19 protein-coding genes and 1 other RNA gene are annotated in these 25,837 nt (G+C 61.4%); 10 read left to right on the forward strand and 10 right to left on the reverse strand.

Annotated elements, in window-relative coordinates; genetic code table 11:
- Positions 1-16 precede the first annotated feature (16 nt).
- The 6 genes from ACW73L_RS06850 to mfd form a co-directional block, all read right to left on the reverse strand.
- Positions 17-361, reverse strand: a complete 345-nt coding sequence (locus tag ACW73L_RS06850; protein WP_498920931.1) for a histidine triad nucleotide-binding protein — start codon at positions 359-361, stop codon at positions 17-19.
- A gap of 17 nt (positions 362-378) precedes the next feature.
- Positions 379-975, reverse strand: coding sequence for a recombination mediator RecR (gene recR, locus ACW73L_RS06855; RefSeq protein ID WP_498920933.1), 597 nt, complete (start codon positions 973-975; stop codon positions 379-381).
- Between the two features lie 106 nt (positions 976-1,081).
- Positions 1,082-1,405 carry a YbaB/EbfC family nucleoid-associated protein gene (locus tag ACW73L_RS06860; protein WP_498920934.1) on the reverse strand — a complete coding sequence of 108 codons (324 nt, stop codon included), beginning with the start codon at positions 1,403-1,405 and terminating at the stop codon, positions 1,082-1,084.
- Positions 1,406-1,421: 16 nt separating this feature from the next.
- Positions 1,422-3,068, reverse strand: a complete 1,647-nt coding sequence (dnaX, locus tag ACW73L_RS06865) for a DNA polymerase III subunit gamma/tau (RefSeq protein WP_498920936.1) — start codon at positions 3,066-3,068, stop codon at positions 1,422-1,424.
- Positions 3,069-3,108: 40 nt separating this feature from the next.
- Positions 3,109-3,205: signal recognition particle sRNA small type (gene ffs, locus ACW73L_RS06870), an RNA gene on the reverse strand.
- 111 nt (positions 3,206-3,316) lie between these two features.
- Positions 3,317-6,793, reverse strand: a complete 3,477-nt coding sequence (gene mfd / locus ACW73L_RS06875) for a transcription-repair coupling factor (protein WP_498921165.1) — start codon at positions 6,791-6,793, stop codon at positions 3,317-3,319.
- A 430-nt stretch (positions 6,794-7,223) separates the two neighbouring features.
- Between mfd and ACW73L_RS06880 the strand changes: the two genes are divergently transcribed.
- The 3 genes from ACW73L_RS06880 to metA are packed head-to-tail and all read left to right on the forward strand — an operon-like array spanning position 7,224 to position 9,604.
- On the forward strand, positions 7,224-7,640 hold the full coding sequence (locus ACW73L_RS06880) for a group II truncated hemoglobin (protein ID WP_498921166.1): 417 nt from the start codon (positions 7,224-7,226) through the stop codon (positions 7,638-7,640).
- Positions 7,641-7,655: 15 nt separating this feature from the next.
- Positions 7,656-8,495, forward strand: a complete 840-nt coding sequence (locus tag ACW73L_RS06885; RefSeq protein WP_498920937.1) for an ATPase — start codon at positions 7,656-7,658, stop codon at positions 8,493-8,495.
- Between the two features lie 38 nt (positions 8,496-8,533).
- Positions 8,534-9,604, forward strand: coding sequence for a homoserine O-succinyltransferase MetA (metA, locus tag ACW73L_RS06890; RefSeq protein ID WP_498920939.1), 1,071 nt, complete (start codon positions 8,534-8,536; stop codon positions 9,602-9,604).
- Between the two features lie 33 nt (positions 9,605-9,637).
- Here metA and ACW73L_RS06895 read toward each other — a convergent pair whose 3' ends face one another.
- A complete protein-coding gene (locus tag ACW73L_RS06895; protein WP_498920941.1) occupies positions 9,638-12,019 on the reverse strand; it encodes a DNA translocase FtsK in 2,382 nt (793 codons plus the stop codon).
- A 140-nt stretch (positions 12,020-12,159) separates the two neighbouring features.
- On the opposite strand from ACW73L_RS06895, the gene trxB reads away from it, so the two are divergent.
- The 6 genes from trxB (at position 12,160) to ACW73L_RS06925 (ending at position 20,107) form a co-directional block, all read left to right on the forward strand.
- The gene (trxB, locus tag ACW73L_RS06900; RefSeq protein WP_498920942.1) at positions 12,160-13,116 is read left to right on the forward strand and encodes a thioredoxin-disulfide reductase; all 957 of its coding nucleotides are present in this window, start codon (positions 12,160-12,162) and stop codon (positions 13,114-13,116) included.
- Between the two features lie 664 nt (positions 13,117-13,780).
- Positions 13,781-15,265 carry an undecaprenyl-phosphate glucose phosphotransferase gene (locus tag ACW73L_RS06905; RefSeq protein WP_498920944.1) on the forward strand — a complete coding sequence of 495 codons (1,485 nt, stop codon included), beginning with the start codon at positions 13,781-13,783 and terminating at the stop codon, positions 15,263-15,265.
- A gap of 100 nt (positions 15,266-15,365) precedes the next feature.
- Positions 15,366-16,322: an EpsD family peptidyl-prolyl cis-trans isomerase gene (locus ACW73L_RS06910; RefSeq protein ID WP_498920946.1), complete on the forward strand. Its 957-nt coding sequence runs from the start codon at positions 15,366-15,368 to the stop codon at positions 16,320-16,322.
- 74 nt (positions 16,323-16,396) lie between these two features.
- Complete coding sequence (gene epsE / locus ACW73L_RS06915; RefSeq protein ID WP_498920948.1) at positions 16,397-17,248, forward strand: polysaccharide export protein EpsE; 852 nt, start codon at positions 16,397-16,399, stop codon at positions 17,246-17,248.
- The gene (gene epsF / locus ACW73L_RS06920) at positions 17,248-18,690 is read left to right on the forward strand and encodes a chain length determinant protein EpsF (RefSeq protein WP_498920950.1); all 1,443 of its coding nucleotides are present in this window, start codon (positions 17,248-17,250) and stop codon (positions 18,688-18,690) included. The genes epsE and epsF overlap by 1 nt, the downstream gene beginning before the upstream one ends.
- Positions 18,691-18,724: 34 nt before the next feature.
- A complete protein-coding gene (locus ACW73L_RS06925) occupies positions 18,725-20,107 on the forward strand; it encodes a hypothetical protein (protein WP_498920952.1) in 1,383 nt (460 codons plus the stop codon).
- Positions 20,108-20,252: 145 nt separating this feature from the next.
- Here ACW73L_RS06925 and ACW73L_RS06930 read toward each other — a convergent pair whose 3' ends face one another.
- The 3 genes from ACW73L_RS06930 to pgi all read right to left on the reverse strand — a co-directional run bounded on the left by ACW73L_RS06930 (position 20,253) and on the right by pgi (position 24,279).
- Positions 20,253-21,704 carry a helicase HerA-like domain-containing protein gene (locus ACW73L_RS06930; RefSeq protein ID WP_498920954.1) on the reverse strand — a complete coding sequence of 484 codons (1,452 nt, stop codon included), beginning with the start codon at positions 21,702-21,704 and terminating at the stop codon, positions 20,253-20,255.
- 77 nt (positions 21,705-21,781) lie between these two features.
- Positions 21,782-22,507, reverse strand: coding sequence for a carboxy-S-adenosyl-L-methionine synthase CmoA (gene cmoA, locus ACW73L_RS06935; RefSeq protein ID WP_498920955.1), 726 nt, complete (start codon positions 22,505-22,507; stop codon positions 21,782-21,784).
- Between the two features lie 125 nt (positions 22,508-22,632).
- Positions 22,633-24,279: a glucose-6-phosphate isomerase gene (gene pgi, locus ACW73L_RS06940; RefSeq protein ID WP_498920957.1), complete on the reverse strand. Its 1,647-nt coding sequence runs from the start codon at positions 24,277-24,279 to the stop codon at positions 22,633-22,635.
- 169 nt (positions 24,280-24,448) lie between these two features.
- On the opposite strand from pgi, the gene argH reads away from it, so the two are divergent.
- Positions 24,449-25,837 (forward strand): argininosuccinate lyase, encoded by a 1,389-nt coding sequence (argH, locus tag ACW73L_RS06945; RefSeq protein WP_498920959.1) that lies wholly within the window; start codon positions 24,449-24,451, stop codon positions 25,835-25,837.

Below are 25,837 nucleotides of genomic sequence, written 5' to 3' on the forward strand. Positions count from 1 at the left end.
GGTGCGGCGGGAGCGCTCAGCCGGGCGGCCAGTGCAGTCGGCGGCCGCCGAGCACGTGCAGATGCAGATGATAGACTGCCTGCCCGGCGTCTGATCGACAATTGATGACGGTGCGGTAGCCGCTTTCCGCCACTCCTGACTGCGCGGCAACGCGGCGCGCTGCGGCTAGCAGTTCCGCTGCCAGGGCCGGCTGATCGTCCGGTAAATCATCCAGGGTGGCGATATGGCGCTTCGGGATGACGAGGATGTGGACCGGCGCCTGCGGATGGATGTCGCGAAACGCGAGTACCTCCGACGTCTCGTAAACAATGTCGGGTGCGATTTCCCCGGCAACCATCTTGCAAAACAAACACTCGGACATCGCTGGGTCCTCCGGGGTCACAGTTCCTGCCGGCCCTTGAAGGCGTGGGACAAGGTGTTCACGTCAACGTATTCCAACTCGCCCCCGAACGGCACGCCGTGGGCGATCCTGCTTGGCCGGACACCGAAATGGCGGGCCATTTCGGCTACGTAGTGCGCGGTCGCTTCGCCCTCAACGGTGGCGTTCGTCGCGAGTATCACTTCGCGCACCTCGCCCGAGCGGAGTCGGTTTTCAAGGTGATCGAGGCGTAGCTCTTGCGGGCCGATGCCGTCCAGCGGCGACAGCCGTCCGTTCAGCACGAAGAACAGGCCTCCGTAGTTCGCTGCGTCGTCGATGGCATACACGTCGGCCGGGGTCTCCACGACGCACAGCAGTGTCCGGTCGCGAGTCGGGCTCGCGCAGAGGTCGCACAGTGGCGATTCGGTCAGGGTGCGGCATTCGCTGCACTGCGAGACCCGCCCCAGGGCATGTTGCAGTGCCGTCGCAAGGCGCGCGGCACCGTCCCGGTCCCGCTGTAGCAGATGGAACATCATCCGCTGTGCCGACTTCGGACCGACGCCGGGCAGGCATCGGAGGGCGTTGACGAGTTCGACAAGAGCGCCGCTTTTTCTCATGCTGGGTCGGGGATTGTGGCTGCCACAGGCTCGGCTCGCGCTGCTTGGCAGCCAGCGGAGGGCGCCCCGCAGTGGTGCAACCGGGAGCATTGGGTGCCGCGGCGCATCAGAAGGGCAGCTTGAAATCCCCCGGCAGATCGAGGCCGCCGGTCAGGCCGGAGAGCTTCTCCTGCTTGAGTTTGTTGACACGGCGGACGGCATCGTTCACGGCCGCGGCGACGAGGTCTTCGAGCATGTCCCGGTCGTTGGCCAGCAAACTGTCATCGATGCTGACCCTCAGGACCTCCTTCTTGCCGTTCATGTTGATTTTGACCAAGCCGCCGCCGGCTTCGCCGTGCACCTCGGTATTGGCCAATTCTTCCTGGGCTTTCTGAAAGTTTTCCTGCATTTTCTGCGCCTGCTGCATCAAGGCGCCCAAGGGATTCTTCATGGTCGTTTTCCTCAGTTCAGTCCAAAGGACGGATCGAGCCCGATACGATCTCGGCATCGAACAACTCTTTGAAGGCCTTCACGTTGTCGTCCTGCTCGATCGTCAGTTCAGCCCGGCGCTGTCGCTCCTCGCGCGCGCGCTGCTGTTGAATGGCGGGGGTGTCATCAACTTCGCCTTCGACACTGATCGTCAGCTTCACCGGGGTGGCCAGATGTTTTCGCAGCGCTGCCTCGATCGTGCTCTCGACCTGGGGTGTTCGGAGATGCGCCTGAGGGCGGCCCAGAATCAGATGGCAGGCTTCGGGCGTCAGCGTCCGCAGCAGGCAGTGGCTAGCGAGTTCGCGCGCCATTCCACCCAGCCCGGTGGCTTCGATCAGACCCGCCCATTCGCTGTTGGGTGAGCCTGGGGCGGCGCGTAACGGTGAGGCGGGCGAAGCGGCCACTGCAGGCACCGGCCTGACGGAATCGACGACAACGGGATTCGCGTGGGCGACCGGCGGCTCATGCCTGGCGCGCGGAGAGGCACTGGCCCCCGGCGTCCGGACTGGCGCCGCGCTTTGCGATGGGGTTCGAACCGAGCTTACGGTGGGGCGGAACGCCAGCATCCGCAGCAGAACCATCTCGAATCCGCTCTGGGGATCCGTGGCCAGCGGCAGGTCACGTTGTCCGATCAGGGCGATCTGGTAGAACAGCTGGAGGTCTTCGGCACTGAGTTGTTCGGCAAGGGCCTTGATGCGGTCTGCGTCCTCGTCACGTTTCAGGATGTCGGGTGCCCACTGCGCGAGTGCGGCATGATGAAGGATCGCCAGAAGATGCTGCAGTACGTCGGTGAAATCAGGTGTGTACTGCGCAATCTCGGCGGTCAGCTGCAGCACGGCCTCAGCGTCCTGCGCAGCGATGGCCGTCAGCAAGCCGAATACGGGTTCTCGGGCAACGGTACCGAGCATCGAACTCAGCTCGGCCTCCCGCAAACTGCCGCCGCCATGGACGATCGCCTGATCCATCAGGCTCAGTGCATCCCGCATGCTGCCGGCGGCGGCTCGCGACAGGGCGCGCAACGCGCTGGCGTCATGGTCGATGTGCTCCTGTTGCGCGATGTGCTCTAGCTGGCTGCGGATCTGCTCGGCGCTGAGATGCTTCAGGTTGAACTGGAGGCACCGCGACAGGACCGTGACCGGGATTCGTTGCGGGTCGGTCGTGGCCAGCAGGAATTGCACATGGGGGGGCGGCTCCTCCAGGGTCTTCAACAGGGCGTTGAAGCTATGCGCCGACAGCATGTGCACTTCGTCGATCAGATAGACCTTGTAGCGGCCGTAGCTCGGGGCGTACTGGACGTTCTCCAGAAGGTCGCGCGTGTCCTCCACCTTGGTGCGCGATGCGGCGTCGACCTCGATCAGATCGACGAAACGGCCGCCGTCGAGTTCCTGACAGGTGGCACAGGATCCGCACGGGTTATAGCCGTCGCGGGCCTGACAGTTCAGCGCCTTGGCCAGAATCCGCGCAATCGTGGTCTTGCCGACGCCGCGGGTACCGGCGAACAGGTAGGCGTGATGGGTTCGGTCGAATTGCAGCGCGTGCTTCAGCGCCTTGATGACGTGCTCTTGCCCGACGACTTCGTCGAAGTTTCGCGGACGCCACTTGCGCGCGAGGGCTAGATAAGCCATGGGCGGCGATCGACCAGCGTACGGAGAGGGCGGCGAAGGGGAGCGTCAGCCACACCTCGGCACACGAGTTCGTTGCTACCGTTGCTCCCTTCCGGGCCTGGCGGGGTTTGCGACGTATCGTTGCGAGGGGACCGACGCAATTCGTTGTCGAGGGCATCCGAATCGAGCGCCCTTCCAAAGGACGGCCATTATGTCTTACGCCGGAGACCGTTACAAGAGGGGCGGCAGTGGATGACATGCGCATCCGGTCAGGCAGCGAGTTTGGCAAGCAGTTCTTCGAGGTAGGCGGCCTTTTCCTCCGGGCCTTCGAAGCTCTGATTGAACCGGAGTTTGTCGGGGCCATCGAGTCGGTACTTGCCGGCCGGTTGCTGGATCAACAGAATAATTTTGATCGGGTCAATGTTCGGATTCGGCGCAAACAGAATGCGACCCCCGGTCGCGCCAACCTCGATTTTTTGTATACCCAGCTCGCGCGCGCGGAGCTTCAATTCGGCGACGCTGAACAGCGTCTTCGCGGCAGGCGGAAGGAGTCCGAAGCGGTCGATCATCTCGATCTGCAGATCGCGCAGTTCCCCGGCACTGCCGGCGCCTGCGATCCGCTTGTACAACACCAGCCGATTATGTACGTCGGGCAGATAGTCGTCCGGGATCAGGGCGGGGCTCTGCAAATCGATCTCGGGACCGGCCTCGTGCGAAAGTTCGAGCTCCGGCTGCTTGCCCGACTTCAACGCGGCCACCGCGCGTTCCAGCAGTTCGGTGTACAGTCCGAAGCCGATTTCCTGAATCTGCCCGCTTTGCTCGTCGCCGAGCAGTTCGCCGGCGCCGCGGATCTCAAGGTCATGGGTTGACAGTACGAAGCCCGCGCCGAGCTCGCCCGAGGCTTCGATTGCTTCGAGGCGCTTCAGCGCATCCGCGGTGATGGCACTTTTCGGCGGCGTGATCAGATAGGCGTAAGCCCGGTGATGCGAGCGGCCGACGCGGCCGCGCAACTGGTGCAGCTGGGCCAGCCCGAGCAGGTCCGCCCGATCGATGATGATGGTGTTGGCGGAAGGCACGTCGATGCCGCTCTCGATGATGGTCGTGCACATCAGCACGTTGAACCGCTGGTGATAGAAGTCCAGCATGATCTTTTCGAGCTCCCGCTCCGGCATCTGGCCGTGGGCGATGCGCAGGCGAATGGCCGGGACCAGCGCTTCCAGCCGGGCCGCGGTCTTTTCCATCGTTTCGATTTTGTTGTGCAGGAAGTAGACCTGACCCCCGCGCTTGATCTCGCGGAGGATGGCTTCCTGGACCAGCGCGTCCTCCCATTCGCTGACGAAGGTCTTGATCGCATGCCGGTTGGGCGGCGGGGTCGCGATGATCGAAATGTCCCGAAGTCCCGACAACGCCATGTTCAAGGTCCGCGGGATCGGTGTCGCGGTCAGCGTCAGGAAATCGAGTTCCGTTCGAAGTTTCTTGAAGTGCTCCTTGTGCGCGACCCCGAAACGATGTTCCTCGTCGATGATGGCGAGGCCGAGCTGCTTGAACTCGATGCCCTTCTGCATCAGCTTGTGGGTGCCGATCAGGATGTCCACCTTGCCGTCCTTGACGGCATCGATCGTCTCCTGCTGCTGCTTGCGCCCGACGAAGCGCGACAGCAATTCGACCCGCACCGGAGTATCGGCGAAGCGGTCGCGGAAATTCTGGAAATGCTGCTGAGCGAGCAGGGTCGTCGGCACCAGCACGGCTGTCTGCAGCCCGTTTTGCGCGGCGACGAAGGCGGCGCGCATCGCGACCTCGGTTTTGCCGAAACCCACATCGCCGCAGATGACCCGATCCATGGGCTCCGGGGAGCACATGCCGCGCAAGACGTCCTGGATGGCCTGCTCTTGGTCCGGCGTCTCTTCGAACGGAAAGCCCGCGGCGAAGGCTGCGTATTCGTCGGCCGTCAAGGTGCACCCGCGGCCCGCCTTCGCGGCGCGCCGGGCGTAAATGTCCAGCAACTCGGCGGCCACGTCTTTGGCGCGCTCCAGTGCGCGCCGTTTGGCCTTCTGCCACTGGTCGCCGCCCAGCTTGTGGAGCGGTGCGCTTTCGGGTGCGGCGCCGCTATAGCGACCGATCAGGTGCAGCGATGCGACCGGTACGTAGACCTTTTCCTGATTGGCATATTCCAGCGTCAGGAATTCCCCGTCGATGCCGCCGACGGTCAGCCGCTGCAGACCCTGATAGCGTCCGACACCATAATCCTGGTGGACCACCGGTCCGCCGATCTCGAGGTCCTCGAGATCGCGGAGCAACTGGTCGAAGGTGCGCTCGCTACTGCGTCGGCGGCGCCGGCGCTGCTGGGCTCGCTCGCCGCTGAGTTGTGTCTCGGTGATGACGGCCAGCCCCTCGCTCCGGCACCACAGCCCGTGCTCGACGGGCGCTATGACGAGACCGAGCGGCGCATCCGCGGCGTGGAATGCTCCCCAGCCATCGAACAGTCGTGGGCGCAGCGCATGCTTCGCGAGCGTTTCCCGCAGCGCTTCGCGATGACCAGCCGTTTCCGCAACGAACAGCACGCGGCCCGACAGCTGTTCCAGAAAGGCCTTCAAGGCGGCCGCGGCTTCCCCCGACTTCGCATCGAGAGCGACGACCGGCAGCGGGGGCGTATCGAATGCAATCGTGTCACGGGTCGGCGCCGACCCGTTCGCGGGATCGATCCCGATTTGCCTGAAGCGCGCAATACGCGCATCGAGTTCGGCAGCATCGAGAAAGAGCTGCTCAGGCCGCAGCGGAGGGCGGTCGAGATGACCTTCGCGCTGGCGGTGGCGTTCGACCGCCTCCTCGTGAAAGGCGGCGGCAGCGCCGGCGACGTCACCATGCAGTACGATCGTGGTGCCTGGCGGCAGGTAATCGAACAGCGTCTCGGTCTGTTCGACGAACAACGGCAGGTAATACTCTATGCCCCCAGGTGCCAGGCCTTTGGTGACATCCTGGTAGATGTCGCTGTGATGCGCAGCCTCCGGAAAGCGTTCCCGGAACTGGCGTCGGAAGTGCTTGATGGCCGCGTCGTCGAATGGAAACTCCCGCGCCGGAAACAAATTGATCGCCGGCACGCGTTCGATGGATCGCTGGGTCTCCGTGTCGAAGGTGCGGATCGATTCCACGGTGTCGTCGAACAGTTCGATCCGATAGGGGTGGTTGCTGCCCATCGGAAACAGGTCGAGTATGGAGCCGCGTACGGCGAAATCGCCGTGCTGGAGCACCTGAGACACGCATTGATAGCCCACACTCTCCAGGCGCTGACGGATCTCCGCCAGATCGATCCGGCTACTGGGCTTGATCGCAAACGTCTTGCCGACGATGTGATTGCGGGGCGCCAGCCGTTGCATCAAGGTTCCGGCGGATGTGATCAGTATTCCCTTGCGATGGTCGCCGAGTTCGGCCAAGGTCTTCAGACGCTGTGACACGATCTCCGGCAGCGGCGAGAACACATCGTAGGGCAGCGTTTCCCAGTCAGGGAACGGCAGGATGGTGCACTTTGGGCCGGCGAAGAAAGCGATCTCGTGTTCCAGCCGAAGCGCAGTCTGCGTGTCGGTCGTCACCAATAAAAGGAGTTCCTCGCTGTGTGCGACGGCCGCGGCGAGGGCCAGCGCGTCCGCGCAGCCGTGTAGGCCGCCCCAGGTCAGCGAGCGCCGCTGTCGGGTGGGCAGGGGAGGGGCCAGTGGCGATGCTGAGGAGGGAGGCGTCGGGTCGTCGGACATGAACACGAACAGGCAGGTTGGGAAGTTCCGGATCGCCGTATCGGGTTGGAGGGCGCGGATGAATCCGCGGCAAGGCACCGACTTCGCGGGTCGCAAGGGATACGGCGCGTGGTCCATTATTGTGTCAGGCGGGCTTGCCAGCGGCAATCACGTACCGTGGCGTAAGCGTTCACACCCATCCTGTTGCTGGAGGGGCCGGGGAGACGAGACACGCCGTGAAGACGTCCCTGTCGGCTCGGCTGCGGGGTCCGTCCCGCAGACGGTCCCGTCTCCCCGGTTCCACTCCCGTTACCGATACCCGAGGGGGTGTGAACGGTTACACCTTGACGAGAGTGGGTCACCCCGACAGGCGCACGCTCGGCTTTTCCGGGCGCGCCCGAGCGGCCCGCGTGCGATAAGATACGTGCTGGACGAACCACTGGCCGAGATGATGAACGGAACCCCTGCGCCCAGCCCCTACGCGCTACTGGGCGGCGAAGCTGGACTGCGCGATCTCGTCGAGCGGTTTTACGGCTACATGGAGACGCTGCCCGAAGCGGCGCCGATTCGGGCGATGCACCCGGCGGACCTCGCGGGATCCAGGGACAAGTTGTTCAAATTTCTGTCCGGCTGGCTGGGCGGGCCGAACCTCTATATGGAGGAGTTCGGCCATCCGCGTCTGCGCATGCGTCATTTTCCGTTTGCGATCGGCTCCGCTGAAGCCGATCAGTGGTTGCAGTGCATGGGCCGGGCGCTGGACGAGACCGATGTCGATCCGCGCTTCAAACAGGGCCTGTTCGAAGCGCTGGCGCGGACCGCGTACCACATGATCAACACCCCCGATGAACCCCCGGTCCAAGGACCCTGAGGCGGATTTCAGACGATGCGCATGACCCCACGGGAATTCCTGGATTGTGAGCGCAAAGCGATCACGCTGCTCGGCATGTCCGGCGTGGGCAAGACCACGCTGGCCGACAAATTGCCCAAGGATCGCTGGTTTCACTACTCAGGCGATTACCGGATCGGCACCAAATATCTGGAAGAGCCAATCCTGGACAACATCAAGCGACGGGCGATGGACGTGCCCTTCCTCCGGGATCTGCTGCTGTCCGACTCGATCTACATTGGCAGCAACATCACCGTCGGGAATCTGGCGCCGATTTCGACGTTTCTCGGCAAACTCGGTAATCCCGCAGCCGGAGGACTGTCGCTGGTTGAATTCAAGCGACGCCAGGCCCTGCACCGTCAGGCCGAGATCATGGCGATGCGGGATGTGCCGGCATTCCGTGAAAAGGCGCGGGAGATTTATGGCTATCAGCATTTCATCAACGATGCCGGCGGGAGTGTTTGTGAGCTTGACGATCGCGAGACGCTGGCGCTGCTGGCCGAGAATACGCTCATCGTATACCTCCGGACTACTCCTGAGCTGGAGCAGGTGCTGATCGAACGCGCGCGCCTGGATCCCAAGCCCTTGTATTACCGTCCCGAGTTCCTCGACCAGCAACTGCCGGTTTTCGTGGCCGAGCGGGGCTACGGCAGCGTCGACGAGATTCCTCCGGACGAATTCGTGACCTGGGTGTTTCCCCGACTGTTCCACGCCCGACTGCCGCGGTACCAGGCCATCGCCGATCGCTACGGCTACACGCTGGATGTGGCCGATGCCGCGCAGGTTCGCGACGAGAGCGATTTTTTGGAACTGATCGCGGCCGCTCTGGGTCGCTAGTGTGACGGGCCTGAGCCCTTGCGGAGGATCCTGACCCCATGCCTTTGGTTGCCCACACCGCGCTGCCTACGTTTCAGCGTCTTATCGACGAGGGGCAGCCCGTGCTCTCCGTTGATGTGGCGGAGCATCAGGACATCCGGGAGATGCATATCGGGTTGCTGAACATGATGCCTGATGCCGCGCTGGAAGCGACCGAGCGCCAGTTCTTCCGACTGGTCGGGGCTGCGAACCCGATCGTCCAGTTTCACATGCATCCGTTCACGATCGAGGGACTCCCGCGCGGTGAGGCGGCCCGGGAGCACATCGCGCGGCATTACGAGACCTTCGCGCAACTCCGCGACGAAGGCCTCGACGGCTTGATCGTCAGCGGCGCCAACGTGTCTCAGCCGAGCTTGCCCGAGGAGACATTCTGGGAGCCCCTGACCGAAGTATTCGACTGGGCGCGGGAGAATGTGACATCGATTCTGTGCTCATGTCTCGCGACGCACGCGTTGTTTCAGTACTGTTACGGAATCCAGCGGACGCATTTGGGAGGAAAGCGCTGGGGCGTCTATTCCCACCGAGTGGTGGAACGCCGCCATCCGTTGGTTTCCAACATCAATACCCGTTTCGACGTGCCACACTCCCGGTTCAACGAGATTTTTCGCGAGGATATGGAAAGCGCCGGTCTCAAGGTGCTGGTCGAGAGCGAGGAAGCGGGGGTTCACCTGGCGGTGAGTCCGGACCTATTTCGTGTCGTGTTTTTCCAGGGTCACCCGGAGTACGACACGATCAGCCTGCTGAAGGAATACAAGCGCGAGATTGCGCGCTATGTACAGGGAGAACGGGAAGATTATCCCCCGTTTCCCGAGCACTACTTCAATCTCGAGGTCGCCGGGGTTCTGAACGAATACGGCCAGCACCTGCGCAGTGCAAAACGCGTGGGTCGGCCGATCCCCGAATTTCCCGAAGCCTATGTCGTGTCCCATCTCGACAACACCTGGCGGGACTCCGCCGGCGCGCTGTTCAATAACTGGCTGGGTCGCATCTACCAGGTGACCGACAAGAACCGCCGCGTTCCCTTCATGCCGAACGTCGATCCGGACAATCCCCTGGGACTGGATCTCTAGAGTTGCGGGATCCGGACGGTCCGCTTCGCTGACTCACGCCTCCGGCGGCGGCGGGGCCAGGACTTCGCGGCTGCCGTTCGTTTCAGCAGGACCGACAATGCCGGCGCTCTCCATGTCCTCAACCATTCGCGCGGCGCGGTTGTAGCCGACCTTGAAGCGCCGCTGCACGCTGGAAATCGACGCTTTGCGGCTTTCGGTCACGAAGCGCACGGCTTCGTCGTAAAGCGGGTCCAATTCGTCACCTGATTCGCTCCCGCCAGTCCGGCCGCCACCGAAGTCGACGGAGTCTTCGCTGAAACGCGTAATGTCTTCGAGGTACTGCGGCTGCCCCGAGGCTTTCAGAAAGTCCACGATAGCGTGCACTTCCTGGTCCGAGACGAAAGCGCCGTGGGCGCGCAGCGGGAATCCCGTTCCCGGCGGCAGATAAAGCATGTCGCCGTTGCCCAGCAAGGCCTCGGCGCCGCCCTGGTCGATGATGGTCCGGGAATCGATGCGGGAGGAAACCTGAAACGACAAGCGTGTCGGGATATTGGCCTTGATCAGGCCCGTGATGACATCGACCGACGGTCGTTGCGTCGCGAGGATCAGATGCAGGCCGGCGGCGCGCGCCTTCTGTGCCAGTCGCGCAATCAACTCCTCGACTTTCTTGCCGACGATCATCATCAGGTCGGCCAATTCGTCGATGACGATCACGATCGTCGGCAAGGGCATCAGTACCGGCGCCTCGGCATCTTCGTCGAGCCCGGGCTTCCATAGCGGGTCGCGCAGACCGGCACCGGCGGCGCTGGCGTCCGCTACCTTCTGGTTGAAGCCCGCGAGATTGCGGACGCCCACCAGGGACATCAGCTTGTAGCGGCGTTCCATTTCGGCCACGCACCAACGCAGGGCGTTGGCCGCCTCCTTCATGTCGGTCACAACTGGCGTCAGCAGGTGCGGGATTCCTTCGTAGATCGACAGTTCGAGCATCTTGGGATCGATCATGATCAGGCGCACATCCTCGGGCCGCGCCTTATAGAGGATGCTCAGAATCATCACGTTGATTGCGACCGATTTTCCCGACCCGGTCGTGCCTGCGACGAGCAGGTGCGGCATCTTCCCGAGGTTGGCGACCACCGGCTGTCCGCCGATGTCCTTTCCGAGCACCAGTGTGAGCGGCGAGGCGTTATCGCGGTACTGTGACGAAGAAATCACCGAGTGCAACAGCACGATCTCCCGCTCCTGATTCGGGATTTCCAGGCCGACCACCGACTTTCCCGGGATGACCTCGACGACTCGAACGCTGGTGACCGACAGCGCACGCGCCAGATCCTTGGCGAGTCCGGTGATTCGGCTGACCTTGACTCCCGCCGCCGGCTGCAGTTCGAACCGGGTAATCACCGGTCCCGGGTGTACCTCGACGACCTCCGCCTCGACGCCGAAATCGCCCAGGATGGCCTCCAGCTGTCGGGACATCTCGTCCAGAGCCGCCCGGGAATAGCCCTTGACCTGGGGCGCATGGGCATTCAGCAGTTCCAGGGGCGGCAGGGCGCCGGGGCTGGCGGCCGCTGCCAGACGCTGCGGCGGCAAGGGCTTGGGTGGAGCCTGTGGGAACGGCGCGGCGGCGGCTTCGGCTGCCGGAGGCTTGCGCGCCGCGGTCACGGAGACAGCCGGTGTGGTCGGCTTTTTGCCGCGACTGGGCGCGGCAGCCTCTCGCGCTGCGCTCTCCCGTTCGGCCACCGGGTCGTCGGCGGGTGCTGTAGAGGGACGCGCGAGTCCGGCCAAGACGGTGCCGAAACCTTGCCCGATCAACAATGCGGCCTTGCCGATCTGATCGACCAGACCGAGCCATGACAGTCCCGTGAAGAGCGATACGCCCGCCAGGCACGCGGCCGTCAAAAGCACGGTTGCCCCCGTCGTGCCGAACGCAAAAGAGGAGAGATTGACTATTTCGTTGCCGACGATGCCGCCATAACCCCCGCCGGACTCCGGCAGATCGATTGGCAGTTGTGCGAGGTAAAGGTGGGTCAGGCCGGCACCTGAAATCATCGCCAGCAAAAGGCCGGACCAGCGCAGGAGGCCGTGCAGGGGCTGAAATGCCTCCCGGGCCGGTGCGGCCTTGAACACGGCATAGCCGTTAGCGCCCAGGAGAAAGGGGAATACGAACGCCATCACCCCGAAGAGCGACAGAAGCATGTCGGACAGCCAGGCCCCGACTGCGCCTCCGCCATTGGCGATCGTTTTGCCGATCCCGGTGTGTGTCCAGCCCGGATCTTCGGTGCTGAACGTCAGCAGTGCGATCAACAGGAACAGGCCGAGCGCCGAGTAGGTAAAGAAGCCCGCTTCGCGGATGGCCCTGACCAAACTGGACCCAATGTCCCTTTCGATAACCGGTTTCGGTTCGGGTTGCTTTTTCTGTGGTCGTGCCAAAATCGTCACCGAATCAAACGTGTAGCAATACCTTGGTATTGTTTCAGACTTGGCCGTCGAACTTCAAGCGCGGAGTTTACGGACGTTTCGCCCCCAGTCATACTAATCGCCTCAAAATCATGCAATCATCAGACGAAACGCGCGCGCACATGGCACAAGACAGACATTGCAAACTGCTGATCCTCGGTTCCGGGCCGGCGGGATACACCGCCGCCGTCTATGCGGCCCGGGCTAACCTCAGCCCAGTGTTGGTGACCGGGATCGAGATGGGCGGGCAACTGACGACGACCACCGATGTCGACAACTGGCCGGGCGACGATGCCGGAGTGCAGGGGCCCGAGTTGATGGAACGCATGCGACGGCATGCCGAACGCTTCAATGCCGACATCGTCTTCGATCACATACACACGGCGGTGCTGTCGGAACGGCCGTTCCGACTGACTGGCGATGCGGCAACCTACACCTGCGATGCGCTGATCGTCGCGACCGGCGCATCGGCTCGCTACCTTGGATTGCCCTCTGAGGAGGCCTACAAGGGGCGTGGCGTGTCAGCCTGCGCGACCTGCGACGGTTTTTTTTACAAGGGCAAACCGGTCGCGGTGATCGGTGGCGGCAACACCGCAGTTGAGGAAGCGCTTTACCTCTCCAACATCGCCTCCCACGTCACGGTAGTCCACCGTCGTGACCGGTTCCGGTCCGAAAAGATACTCTCGGAAAAGCTTTTGGACCGTGCCCGCAACGGGAATGTGTCGATCGAATGGAACCAGGTTCTGCATGAAGTCCTCGGGGACGACAGCGGCGTTACCGGGATCCGGATACAAAACGTTGCCGATCACTCAACGAAGGAATTGGGTGTCGATGGCGTGTTTATTGCCATTGGACACAAACCGAACACGGACATTTTCGCGGACCAATTGGAAATGCGGTCCGGCTACATCGTCGTCAACAGTGGCCTGAGCGGCAATGCCACAGCAACCAGTGTGCCCGGTGTGTTTGCTGCGGGCGATGTCGCGGACTCTGTCTACCGTCAAGCCGTGACGTCTGCGGGATCGGGCTGCATGGCGGCGCTCGATGCGGAAAAGTACCTCGACGGTCTGGAGAGTTGATGGCGCCAGGTCCATGGGATGGACCGAATGCTTTTGTTCCTATTCGGGCGAGTGGCCTTTTCCACGGGCTTTTGCTCTAATTCAGAGCTAGCGGTTAATTGCGGGTGCCGTTGCATAGCGCACGTGAGATTCGGTCAGTGGCCCGGCGTGACGGGGTGATCGATAGCCCTGGGGCCGGTCTATCGCCATGGGCGAGATTCGTCTGAGGTCTTCACACGAGACGACTGCGCAGCGCGGGCGGCGAGACTGTCCGACTGCGATTGCCCGCGTCAGGTCGTCAGATGTCACGGCAGGGATCATCGTGGCCGTGCCCACCGGTTGCCATGGACGACCTTTCCGGAGTGGCAGGGACATTTCATTGTGAGGGCGTGGTGGAGGGCGAGTTCCACGGCACAACCGGCCAGCGCGTAAGCGAGATCATGCCAATGGTTAAGGGCCGAAGTCCTTTGGGGGGAGCTTCGGTCGGTGGCAGGCTACGTGACGACAAAAGGCGGGCGGCCCCATCGTCGTTCGAGCTGTGCTCAGACGGCATGTTGAGAACGGGATTCCCCCTGTTGGTTGCCGTCGCTGGGCAAGGCGGTGGCGGGGTCTCAGCGAACGGCTCCCAGCCTGATCGGGAGTGGTGCTGATCACAGTAACTGATGTTTCCACTTAGACCTGAATGATGAAGATCGTGCAATCTAGGCCGAGAACCTTGGACGTTGAGGAGGAAAGCCCTTCCACTTACGCGTATCGCGTGTCGGCGCTCGGCAGCATGCGCAGCATGACGAATGTTGACTTCCCGCTGGTTACCCTCGTCAAGCTGCTCCTGTTTCCCGCGATGATCGTTGCGACATTGGCGTTGGCCGTGCGTTTGCAGGGAGAGGTATTTACCAGCTACTACGTGATTTTGGCATTGCTGTCTTTTTTGATTTCGGCGCACGTATTCGAGGAGATTAGCCTTTACCGCGCCCTGCAGCGTTTCCCGGTTTTCGTTGCGCTGAGTAATATCCTGTTGCGATGGGTCATTATCGTTGCGATCATCGTATTTCTCGGATATGCAACCGAGTTGCATGGTCATTTTTCGGAAGCGGTGCTGATCCGCTGGTTTGTTATCACGCCCGTGGTGCTACTAAGTGCCCAGGTCGCGGCGCGTTCCGCTATTTACCACGTGCTCACGGCAACGCAGCAAACCCGTAATGCCGTCATCGTCGGAGCGAATCAGCTCGGGTATGAGCTTTGCCGGAAGATAAACGACGATCGATTACTGCATACACACGTCAAGGGCTTTTTTGACGACCGCCGGATCCAGCGCCTGCCTCTCGTGTCCGATGCACAGAAACTCGGCGAACTGAAGGATTTGCCTGATTACGTCAAAGAGAACGGAATCAATCTGATCTATGTATGTCTGCCGATGGCGTCGCAGCCCCGCATCATCCGCTTACTGGACGAGCTCAGGGACACCACGGCCTCGATCTATTTCGTACCGGACATTTTCATGTTCGACCTTATCCAGGCGCGGATTGACCGGATAACCGGGATCCCGGTGGTGGCGATCTGTGAAACACCGTTCTATGGGTTTCGCGGGTTGGTGAAAAGGGTTAGCGACATTCTGCTGGGGATTTTCATTTTGCTGCTCATATGGCCGGTCATGCTTGCGGTGGGTTTGGGGGTCAAGCTGACTTCGCCGGGTCCCATTATCTTCAAACAGCGACGGTATGGCCTGGATGGCGACGAGATCGTCGTCTACAAGTTTCGAACGATGCGGGTATGTGAGGATGGCGACACCGTCGTTCAGGCACGACGTGACGACGATCGAATCACACCGCTAGGACGGATTCTTCGAAAGACATCGCTGGATGAATTGCCTCAGTTTCTGAATGTGCTTGAAGGCAAGATGAGTATCGTTGGTCCAAGGCCTCATGCGGTGGCCCACAACGAGATGTACCGAAAGGTTATCAAGGGCTACATGATTCGCCACAAAGTCAAGCCCGGTATTACAGGTTGGGCTCAGGTAAACGGATTTCGTGGCGAGACGGAAAGCGTCGACAAGATGAAAGCCCGGGTGGAATACGATCTGGACTATTTGCGAAACTGGTCTCTGGCCTTGGATCTTTGGATCATCTTCAAGACGGTATTGCTTGTCTTCAGGGACAAGGACGCTTTTTGAGGCGCGGCAGATACGGTAACATTGCGCCGGGTGTGGTGAGACTGGTTGGATGTATCGGCCGGTCTCGACGATCAAGAATGACATGGAGGCAGGAGCGGCCGTGAGCGTCGATTCCGCTGAAACGCGTAAAGGAGCGGCCCTGGCGGCGGCCGTGTGTTGCCTGACGATGGTCTTCGCCGGAATTGGCTGCAAGCCGAAGCCGAACGCGGGCGGTCAGGTTGCCGCGCAGGTCAACGGCCGCGAGGTCACCGTCCACGAACTCAACCAACGTCTGGCGAACGTGGAACTCCCTGCGCCTGAGCTCGCCTCCAAGGTCAAGCAGGAAATTCTTGATGAACTCATCGATCGTGAATTGCTGATGCAGCGCGCGGTCGACATGAAGCTCGACCGCGATCCGCAAGTCATGCGGGCGATCGAACAGGCACGCGCCAACATTTTGGCCGAGGCCGTTCTTGAGCGGCGGGCGGCCGGTCGTCCGGAACCGACCGCAGAGCAGGTTCAAGCCTTCCAGCTGTCGCACCCCGAATTGTTCGCCAAACGTCGCGTGTATGAGCTCGGCCAATTCACCGTCGTGCGTGACAGCTTGCCTCAGGAGTTGCTGGCACAGCTTGAAGGCGCCCGCAGCGAGCGTGAGATCGAGCAGGCCCTCAAGGCCGCAAAAGTCGACTACGCCCTCGTGGCGGTCAGTCGGGGTGCCGAGCAGTTGCCTATGGATCTTGCCGGTAAACTGTTGCCGATGGCGAAGGGCGATATCGCGATTTTCCGCGATGGTCCCGAGGCGCAGCTGATCTTCATTCGAGATTTTCGCGAAGAGCCGCTCGACAGCGAGCAGGCGCGCGTCAATATCAAGGAATACCTGCTCAATTTGGAGCGGCGGACGGCGCTCACAGCACTCGTGAAGGAACTGAGAGAAAAGGCTGAAATCCGCTATGTCGGCGAGTTTGAGCGTGCTGCTGCGGCCGATCCTTCACCGGCGAAGCCTCAAGACGAGTCAGTGCTACCCGGGCAAGCTTTGCCGTCGCACGTCGAACGTGGGCTGTCGGGTTTGGTAAAGTAACGGGCGTGCGACTCACCAACGAGTTTGCTGCCAAGGAACAGGACAAGAGTATGAACCGTGGTTACGGAAACACTATGAACCCTCGAAACATGCCGGAGCCGATGGCGTTAGCAGGTGGCTGGCAGCGCCTTCGGCGTTCCGGCTGCGGGGTCAACTCGCTGATACTGCTGATTCTGGCCTGGTGCCTTGCGCCGGCCGCGCTGGCGGCGGACTATCGGCTGGGCCCCGGCGATGTCGTGTCGATCAACGTATATGACTACCCGGAACTGTTGACCGAAACGCGCGTCAGCGATTCCGGTTCGATCACTTTTCCCTTGATCGGTGAAGTCAGTGTTTCCGGCAAGACGCCGGCGGAGATCGAGAAGCTCATCACGGGGGCACTGAGCAGTGGGGGCTTTATCAAGCAGGCCCAGGTGCATGTAAAGGTGCAGGAGTTCGTCAGCCAGAAGGTGTCGGTGCTGGGAGAGGTCAGGTCACCCGGCAAATTTTCGACTCAGGAAGCGACCAGGGTGACGGAGGCCATTGCGCTCGCTGGCGGCGTCAACGTGGAGACTGGCGGGGACAAGGCCTATCTGACGCGCAAGGAGGATCCGACCAAGAAAATCGAGATCGACCTGCACGCACTGATGCATGCCGACGCCACGCATGACCTTCCCGTTCAGGGCGGGGATATTATTTTCGTCCCGAAGGCCGCGCAATTCTATATCTATGGCGAGGTCACCAAACCAGGGCACTATAAGATCGAACGCAACATGAGCGTGCAGCAGGCGATCTCGGTGGGTGGTGGACTGACGACGAAAGGGACCGAGCGAGGCATGGAGGTTCGCCGAACACAGCCCAACGGTGAGCAGGTGACGATCGAGGTCGAGCCGACCGACATGCTCAAACCCGACGATGTTCTGTACATTTACGAGAGCTGGTTCTGATGAACTTTAACCAGGTTTTCCAGATTCTTCTGGCGAGGTGGAAGATCGCCGCGGCGGTATTTTTCGTGACCGTGATCGCTGCCTACGGGATCAGCAAGCTTCTGCCCAAGAAGTACACCGCCGCCACGACACTCATCGTGGATTTCCAGGGCATGGATCCGATTACCGGCGCTGTTATCAATGCCCAGCAGCTTCTGCCCACGTACATGGCGACCCAGGTCGACATCATCAAGAGCCATGCGGTCGCGGTCCGGGTGGTCGACGCTACCAAACTGACCGAAAGCCCCGAACTGCGTGAGTCCTATCAGTTGGCCACGGAAGGGCGCGGGAACATCCGCGACTGGACGGCCGATCTGCTGTTGAACGACCTTGCCGTCGAGCCTTCCAAACAAAGCAACGTGATCTGGATCAGTTTCACCGCTGCCGATCCGGAATTTGCTGCGATGATTGCCAATGCTTTCGGCAAGGCCTTCGTCGAGACCAATCTCAACTTTCGAACCGTACCGGCGCGTCAGAATGCGGCATGGTTCGAGGAACAGTTGAAGGGATTGCGCGAGAACCTGGAAAGGGCCCGCGGCAGACTGTCCGATCTGGAGCGGGAAAAAGGCGTCTTCGCGGCAGATTCCCAGACGCGGGATCTGGAAAGCGCTCGCCTGGCAGAACTGTCGTCGAAGCTGGTGTTGGCGCAGGCCGACCTTTCAGAAGCCTTATCGCATCAACAGGAACTGCAGGCGGCACGAACCACGGGGCGGTCCCTGGAATCATTGCCGGAAATCATTTCCCACCCGCTGGTGGTCAACCTCAAGACCCAGATCGCGCAGGCCGAGGCCAAACTGGCGGACCTATCCGATCGCGAGGGGCGCAACCATCCCCAGTACCTCAGCGCAAAGGCTGAACTGGCGAGCCTGCGGGAAAAACTGAAACTTGAAATTGCAACCATCGTCAACGCAATCAACTCGGGGGTGACCATTGCGAAGCAGCGCGAGGCTCAATTGCGTGCCACGATCGCAGCCGAGAAGCAAAAGGTCCTGGAACTGGGGAACAAGCGCGACGAACTCGCGGTATTGACGCATGAAGTCGAGAGCGCGCAACGTTCTTATGATGAAGCCATGCAGCGTTTTTCCCAGACCCGACTCCAGGGCGAAGCCAGTCAGACGAATATCGCCGTCCTGAATCCCGCGGTGCCCCCGCTCGAACCCTCGTTCCCGCGAACTTTGCTGAACGTCGCGCTGGCCGGAATTCTCGGTTCGTTGCTGGGTCTGCTCGCTGCCCTCGGCTTGGAGATGCTCGATCGTCGGGTGCGTGGGATCGACGATCTGGAGTTCGCGCTCGACTTGCCGGTTCTCGGCCTGTTGCCGGGCAATGGAGGGGCACGACGACTGGGCGGCAGCAAGGGACCGACTGTAGCGGCGTTACCCTGGGGACGAGCCGGTGGCGATTAGTCATGGGGTGGGGAGTGGCTCCTTCAGCGGGCGCATGGCCAAACTTCGTGACCTGATGCTCGGGCAAGGCGTGCTGCGCGATACGGCAGATGCCGCGGCGAAGACAGGCCGCCAGGGAGGGTCAGCACCGAGGCTGCATGCCTTGCTGCTGTGGGTCACTGCGCTGACACTCGTGTCTCCGGTGTCGTCTGCGGTCCCACCGAAGACCCTGACCAAGCTGCCGAATAATCTGAATGAGTACTTTCAGCCTTTCATCTGGAACACATTCAGTTATGACAGCAACGTCTACCGCGCGCCCAACGATCCGCCCATCGTCGATCCGACCTGCGATCGCGGCGGCGCTACGGCTTGTTACCTGCCGCCCGGTGCGAGCAAGAGCGACTTCATCAACCAGTTGTCCATCGGTAGCAAGATCCTGGTGCCTTTCTCCAGGCAGCTGTGGACGCTGAATCTATTGGGTGCCAATAACTCCTTCGTACGCAACAGTTCGCTCGACAACCTCTCGTGGGACACCAATACGGCGTTCGACTTGGAGTGGGCGGACTCCTGGTCTGCTAAGGTTGGGGCGCGCTACGCGCGCCAGCTCGGTGGATTCGGTAACTTCCGGTTTCCCGGCAAGGATCTATTGCGGTTCATCAACTATTTTGGCAACGTCACCTACCGAATCAGTCCGCGTTTGCGGGTGACCGCGGGTGGCGACTGGAATGAGGTCACGCACAGCCTGCAACGCCGTCAAAATCAGGACGTGGAAAATACCACGGCGCGCATCGAGACGGTTTACGCGACCCCGTTGGGTAACTCTTTCGGCTTGGAGTACACGCGACTGGAAGGCAAATACCCGGGGCGTGGCGCTGAAGTCGTGAATGGGTTTACGCGCACCTCCCAGGATAAGCCGCTGCTCGTGACGCGTTATCGGATCAGTGAGAAACTGACCTTCGACGGTAATGTCGGCTATTTGTGGCGAAACTTCGACAACGCCGACCGCGATTTTTCCGGCGAGGTCTGGCGATTGGGGATGACGTGGTTACCGACGATCAAGACTGGGTTGACTGTCGCCGGTTACCACACGCTTGGAACCTATTTCGAAGAGCAGGGCCTGTTCTACATGGCCGAGGGCGTTTTGATCGAGCCAAGCTGGTACCCGACCGATAAAACCCTGATTTCAGCTACACTGAATTATGAAACCCGTGATTATCCCCGGAGCGGGATAAATCGGCAGAACGAGATTGTGGCGCCGGACCGGCACGACAATGCGTTTTCTGCCCGTGTCGCAGCGACCTACACGCCAGTCGACTATGCCGACTTCAGCTTGATTTACGAGTATGGCCGGCGCGGCGCCAACGGCGGTATCATCGACTCCCAGTTTTTCCAGTACAACTTCGACAGCGTCTCTGCGATCGCGCGTCTCTATTTTTGAATGGAGTTCGGCAGGAGCGGCGCGCCAAAATGGCGTGGCGCGCTTGGCGCTGGATGCCACTTCCTAATCGCCAACTGCCCCTAACTGGGATATCTCCGGTTACGCGGATTTCCCGTGCCATGATCGAACGGTAGATGCCTCTACCTCAGCGTCTCCGGCCCGTGCCCTGGCCCAGCAGGGAGCCCAACACACCTCGGACCAACTGGTTGCTGATGGATTTCGCCATCGAGCGAGCAGCAGTCTTGGCGAAGGCCTCCAGTACCGTATCGGTTCTTCGAGACGCCGCCGGTCGCCCGACCTGTGCGGTCAGCACCGCCGCCTCAGTGGCGCGGGCCCGTAGAATTTCATAGGCGGATTCACGGTCGATGGGCACGTCGTAGGTTCCCGCCAAAACGGAAGCACCGATGACCTCTGTGCGCTCGGCATCGCTCAAGGGTTTCAGTCGGCTCCGGGGCGGTAGGATCTTGGCACGCTCCACGACCGTGGGCTGGCCCAGTTCGTCCAGGAAAGACACGAGGGCCTCGCCGACTCCCAGTTCGCTGATGGCGCTGGAGACATCGAGCTTGGGATTGATGCGGAACGTTTCCGCCGCTGCGCGAATGGCCTTCTGGTCCTTTGGAGTGAAGGCCCGCAGCGCGTGCTGTACGCGATTTCCGAGCTGTCCCAGTACCCGGTCAGGGATATCGATGGGATTCTGCGTCACGAAATACACGCCCACTCCCTTCGAACGGATCAAACGGACCACCTGTTCGATCTTGTCCATCAGGGCGTCCGGTGCGTCGTCGAACAGCAGGTGAGCCTCGTCGAAAAAGAAGACCAATTTGGGTTTGCTGACGTCGCCCACTTCCGGCAGGCGATCGAACAATTCGGCCAACAGCCAGAGCAGGAAGGTGGCATATAGCGTCGGTGACTGCACCAGCCGCTCGGCCGCCAGGATATTGATGCAGCCGGCGCCACTCGCGTCGGTCTGCATCAGGTCCTCCAGATTCAGAGCGGGTTCACCAAAAAACCGCTCGGCATCCTGTGATTCCAGCGCGAGCAGATTGCGTTGAATTGCGCCGACGCTGGCGCTCGACACATTGCCGTACTCCGTCTTCAGTTCCGACGCGTGATCGCCCACGTACTGCACGATCGCTCGCAGATCCTTGAAGTCCAGCAGCAACAGCCCGTTGTCGTCGGCGACACGAAACGCGAGGTTCAGGACGCCGCTCTGCGTTTCGTTCAGGTTCAGGACACGCGATAGGAGCAAGGGTCCCATATCCGAGATGGTGGTTCGGATCGGATGCCCTCGCTCGCCATACAAGTCCCAGAACAGGACCGGAAAGCCGCGGTACGAGAACTCATCGACGCCGAGTTGCCTGGCCCGCTCGTTGATCTTGGCGTCATCGGAACCCGCCGCGGCAAGCCCGGACAGGTCGCCCTTGACGTCGGCCATGACGACCGGAACGCCGACTTCGCTGAACGCTTCGGCCAGGACGCGCAAGGTGACGGTCTTACCGGTTCCGGTGGCGCCCGTGATCAAGCCATGGCGATTAGCCATAGCCGGCAGCACGCCTAAAAATGTTTCGCCCTTGGCGATGGGTAGGAATTCACGCATGACGATGGGGAAATCCGCAAAATGTTCCGGTAGGTTTCAGTGCGCGCCCGACATATCCGCAGTGGCGCGACCTACGCTCACTTTACGGCGAGTATGCCGCAGAAGTTGTACCAACGAAAGAAAGTCTCGCACGCCTTGAAGCCATTCCGGAGCAAAAGCTCGCGGTTCTCATTTTCGTGGTAGGGAATCAATACGTTCTCCAGTGATTCGCGCTTCTGTGCGATTTCGATGTCGCTGTAACCATGCCGTCGTTTGAACTCGAGATGGCTGCGGATGAAAAAACGGTTCAGACGAGAATTTTCGCTCGACATCTTTTCGATCAGCACGAGGCAGCCGTCGTCCCGGAGTCCGCGGGCGATGTCGCGAATGACCCGGTCTCGGTGAAGTGGCCGGATGAACTGCAGGGTCCAGGCCATGATGACCACGGACGCGTCGTGGAAGGGGGTCTCGTCGGCCAGATCCCGGCACACGAGCTCATAGCCGTTATGCAGGCCTTCGCGACTGAATTTATCCTCGGCCTGACGCAGCATGGCGGCGGAGGAATCGACGCCAACGAGTCGGACCGGCGCCGTCACGGCGCGGTCCATCGTCAGCAGCGTATTGCCGGTGGAGCACCCCAGATCGACGACCTGGGACCCCGGTGCCGCAAAGTCGGCGGCGATCTCGCCGATCATCCGCTGAATTTCGCGATACAAGGGAATCGAGCGATCCAACATGTCGTCGAAGACCGCGGCTGTCTCCGGGCCGAAATCGAAATCTTCCAGCGTGGAGCGCCGGTCGCGAAAGAGCGTGTCGGTCGTCACGGTGAGGAGGGGGGCGCAGAAAGGGAGGGGCTCAGGGGCGATGGCAGGGCACGCTAGGCCGGCCGCTGGTCGTTGTGATCAACGGCGCCCTCCCCGGAAGTGCTTGGCACGTCGATGCGTGCAGTTCACTTCTGACGCAAACGCTTGTAGGCATTGATCAGACCGTTGGTCGAGGAGTCATGCGACGACACGGGTTCATCGTTGCTCAGCTCGGCCAGGATGGTCTGTGCCAGCTGTTTCCCCAACTCGACCCCCATCTGGTCGAAGGAATTGATATTCCATATCGCCCCCTGCGTGAAGATCTTGTGCTCGTAGAGTGCGATCAGCGAACCGAGAACACGCGGGGTCAGTTTCCGGTAAAGGATGGTGTTGGTCGGTTTGTTGCCGGGAAACGTCTTGGCAGCGGCGGGCTTGGCGAGATCGTCTTCATCAACGCCGCTGGCGCGAAGTTCCGCCAGGGCCTCGTCATAGGTCTTGCCGCGCATCAACGCCTCGGGTTGGGCGAGGAAGTTCGCGATCAGGATTTCGTGGTGACGCCCCAGGGAATGATGCCCTTGCGCAGCGGCAATGAAATCGCAGGGAATCAGCTCGCTGCCCTGATGGATCAGCTGATAGAAAGCATGTTGTCCGTTCGTGCCGGGCTGCCCGAAGATCACCGGACCGGTGGGATAAGCTACCGGCTGTCCGTTGATGTCGATCGTCTTGCCATTGCTCTCCATGTCTCCCTGCTGGAGATACGTCGGGAGATACTCGAGATACTGGTCGTAAGGCAGTATCGCGTAGGTCTGGGCGCCGAAGAAGTTGTTGTACCAGATGCCGAGCAATCCCATCAGCACTGGGATATTGCGCTCAAAGGGCGTTTTCCGGAAATGCTCGTCGACCTGATGAGCCCCTTCCAGCAATTCTTCAAAGCACTCCATTCCGACCGCCAGCGCGATCGGGAGCCCGATGGCCGACCACAGCGAGTAGCGGCCGCCGACCCAGTCCCAGAACTCGAACATGTTCGCCACATCGATCCCGAATGCGGCCACACGCTCGGCATTCGTCGAAACCGCGACGAAGTGCTTGGCCACCGCCGCATCGTCGCGCGCGTGATCGAGTAGCCAGGCCCGGGCGGACAGGCCGTTGGTCATCGTTTCCTGTGTTGCAAACGTCTTGGAGGCGACACAAAAGAGCGTGGTTTCGGGGCTGAGGTGCTTGACCGTTTCGATCAGGTCGGCATCGTCGACGTTCGAAACGAAGTGGGCCCGCAACTTGTCGGCTCCGTACGGCTTCAGGGCTTCCACCACCGTTCTTGGGCCGAGGTCGGATCCGCCGATGCCGATGTTGACGATGTCGGTGATCGCTTTGCCGGTGTAGCCCCGCCATTCACCGGAACGGACGGCGGCGGTGAAGCGGGCCATGCGTTCGAGTACACGGTTGACCGCGGGCATCACGTCGACCCCGTCGACGCAGATGGGTCGATTGCTCCGGTTGCGGAGCGCGACATGCAGGACGGCCCGCTCCTCGGTGACGTTGATTTTGTCGCCTCGGAACATCCCCTCGATACGGGGTGCCAGCTCGGCCTGTCTGGCGAGTTGCAGCAGCAGGTCGACGGTGCGTGGCGTGATGCGATTCTTCGAATAGTCGAAAACGAACTCGTCCCAGTGGATGGAAAAGCGGGAGTAGCGCTCAGGATCCTCTTTGAACAGGTCGCGCATATGCAAGCCGGCAATTTCCGCCTTATGGGCCTGCAAGGCGTTCCATGCTGGGAGCCGGGTGGGTTGGGTCATCGATGCCTCACTCTGACGGCGGTTCGCTTTGGTTGTGTTGGAAATGCTACTACAGACGCAAGGGACTTGGTACGCACCCGCGCCCAAACCAGACTCTGCGCGTCATCGCGGGAATGAAGCTTGCTTTTCGGTATAATTCCCGGATATTGGAACAGATGCGGGATCGATGATGAGCAGCGAACAGAAACCTTGGGGTGGGCGCTTTTCCGAGGCCACCGATGCCTTCGTGGAAGCGTTCACGGCCTCGGTCGAGTTCGATCGACGGCTGGCGCGGCATGACATCCAGGGTTCCATCGCCCACGCGCAGATGTTGCAGCGCATCGGCGTGCTGACGGAAAAGGAGATGCAGGCCATTGTGCGCGGCCTGGAGGATATCGCCGGCGACATCGACCGGGGCGATTTCCACTGGTCGCTGCAACTCGAAGACGTGCACATGAACATCGAGGCACGGCTGGTCGATCGCATCGGGGAGACCGGAAAGAAACTGCACACCGGCCGGTCCCGGAATGATCAGGTCGCCACCGACCTGCGTCTTTACCTGCGCGAGGCAGTCGATCTGATCTGCTGGGACCTCGCGCGCCTGCAGCGGGCGCTGGTCGACCTTGCCGAGAGGGAGGCCGACACCATCATGCCCGGGTTCACACACCTCCAGACGGCGCAACCGATCACTTTCGGCCACCACCTGCTGGCCTGGTACGAAATGTTGGCGCGCGACCGTGAGCGGCTGCACGATTGCCGGAAGCGTATCAATGTCATGCCCTTGGGCGCCGCCGCCCTGGCCGGCTCCAGTTTCCCGCTGGATCGCCACTGCACTGCGGAACTACTGGGCTTCGACCGGCCTGCCGCCAACTCACTGGACGCTGTCAGTGACCGCGACTTCGCAATCGAGTTCGCTGCCTGCGCCAGCCTGCTGATGATGCATTTGACCCGGATCGCCGAGGAGCTGGTCTTGTGGACATCGAGTCAGTTTGCCTTTATCGAACTCCCGGACAAGTTCTGCACCGGCTCATCGATCATGCCGCAGAAGAAAAACCCGGACGTCCCCGAGCTCGTGCGAGGTAAGGCCGGCCGCGTCTTCGGGCACCTGTTCGGCCTGCTGACGCTGATGAAGAGCCAGCCGCTGGCGTACAACAAGGACAACCAGGAAGACAAGGAGCCCGTCTTCGACACGGTCGACACACTGAGGGCCTGTCTGCGTGCCTTCGCCGATATGGTTCCCCACATTCGCGCGAATCGCGACGAAATGCGATTGGCCGCAAGCCGCGGGTATGCGACCGCGACCGATCTGGCGGATTATCTGGTACGCAAGGGCTTGGCCTTTCGCGATGCGCACGAAGTGGTCGGCAAGGCCGTGCGGCTCGGGGTCGAAACCCGGCGCGATCTGGCCGCGCTTTCGCTCGGCGAACTGCGGCACTTTTGCGAACTCATCGATGACGACGTCTTTGCCGTACTGACGCTTGATGGCTCGGTCTCGGCGCGCGATCATTTCGGCGGTACTGCTCCCATCCGTGTGCGCGAGGCGGTCGCTGAGGCCCGGCGCCACTTGCCGGCGGACTGA

It is taken from the genome of Methylolobus aquaticus, from assembly GCF_054172105.1.

Coding starts and splice junctions, on each gene's coding strand:
- ACW73L_RS06850 (WP_498920931.1), bottom strand. CDS start 361: ATGTCCGAGTGTTTGTTTTGCAAGATGGTTGCCGGGGAAATCGCACCC.
- recR (WP_498920933.1), bottom strand. CDS start 975: ATGAGAAAAAGCGGCGCTCTTGTCGAACTCGTCAACGCCCTCCGATGC.
- ACW73L_RS06860 (WP_498920934.1), bottom strand. CDS start 1,405: ATGAAGAATCCCTTGGGCGCCTTGATGCAGCAGGCGCAGAAAATGCAG.
- dnaX (WP_498920936.1), bottom strand. CDS start 3,068: ATGGCTTATCTAGCCCTCGCGCGCAAGTGGCGTCCGCGAAACTTCGAC.
- mfd (WP_498921165.1), bottom strand. CDS start 6,793: ATGTCCGACGACCCGACGCCTCCCTCCTCAGCATCGCCACTGGCCCCT.
- ACW73L_RS06880 (WP_498921166.1), top strand. CDS start 7,224: ATGAACGGAACCCCTGCGCCCAGCCCCTACGCGCTACTGGGCGGCGAA.
- ACW73L_RS06885 (WP_498920937.1), top strand. CDS start 7,656: ATGCGCATGACCCCACGGGAATTCCTGGATTGTGAGCGCAAAGCGATC.
- metA (WP_498920939.1), top strand. CDS start 8,534: ATGCCTTTGGTTGCCCACACCGCGCTGCCTACGTTTCAGCGTCTTATC.
- trxB (WP_498920942.1), top strand. CDS start 12,160: ATGGCACAAGACAGACATTGCAAACTGCTGATCCTCGGTTCCGGGCCG.
- ACW73L_RS06905 (WP_498920944.1), top strand. CDS start 13,781: ATGAAGATCGTGCAATCTAGGCCGAGAACCTTGGACGTTGAGGAGGAA.
- epsE (WP_498920948.1), top strand. CDS start 16,397: ATGAACCCTCGAAACATGCCGGAGCCGATGGCGTTAGCAGGTGGCTGG.
- epsF (WP_498920950.1), top strand. CDS start 17,248: ATGAACTTTAACCAGGTTTTCCAGATTCTTCTGGCGAGGTGGAAGATC.
- ACW73L_RS06925 (WP_498920952.1), top strand. CDS start 18,725: ATGGCCAAACTTCGTGACCTGATGCTCGGGCAAGGCGTGCTGCGCGAT.
- ACW73L_RS06930 (WP_498920954.1), bottom strand. CDS start 21,704: ATGCGTGAATTCCTACCCATCGCCAAGGGCGAAACATTTTTAGGCGTG.
- pgi (WP_498920957.1), bottom strand. CDS start 24,279: ATGACCCAACCCACCCGGCTCCCAGCATGGAACGCCTTGCAGGCCCAT.
- argH (WP_498920959.1), top strand. CDS start 24,449: ATGAGCAGCGAACAGAAACCTTGGGGTGGGCGCTTTTCCGAGGCCACC.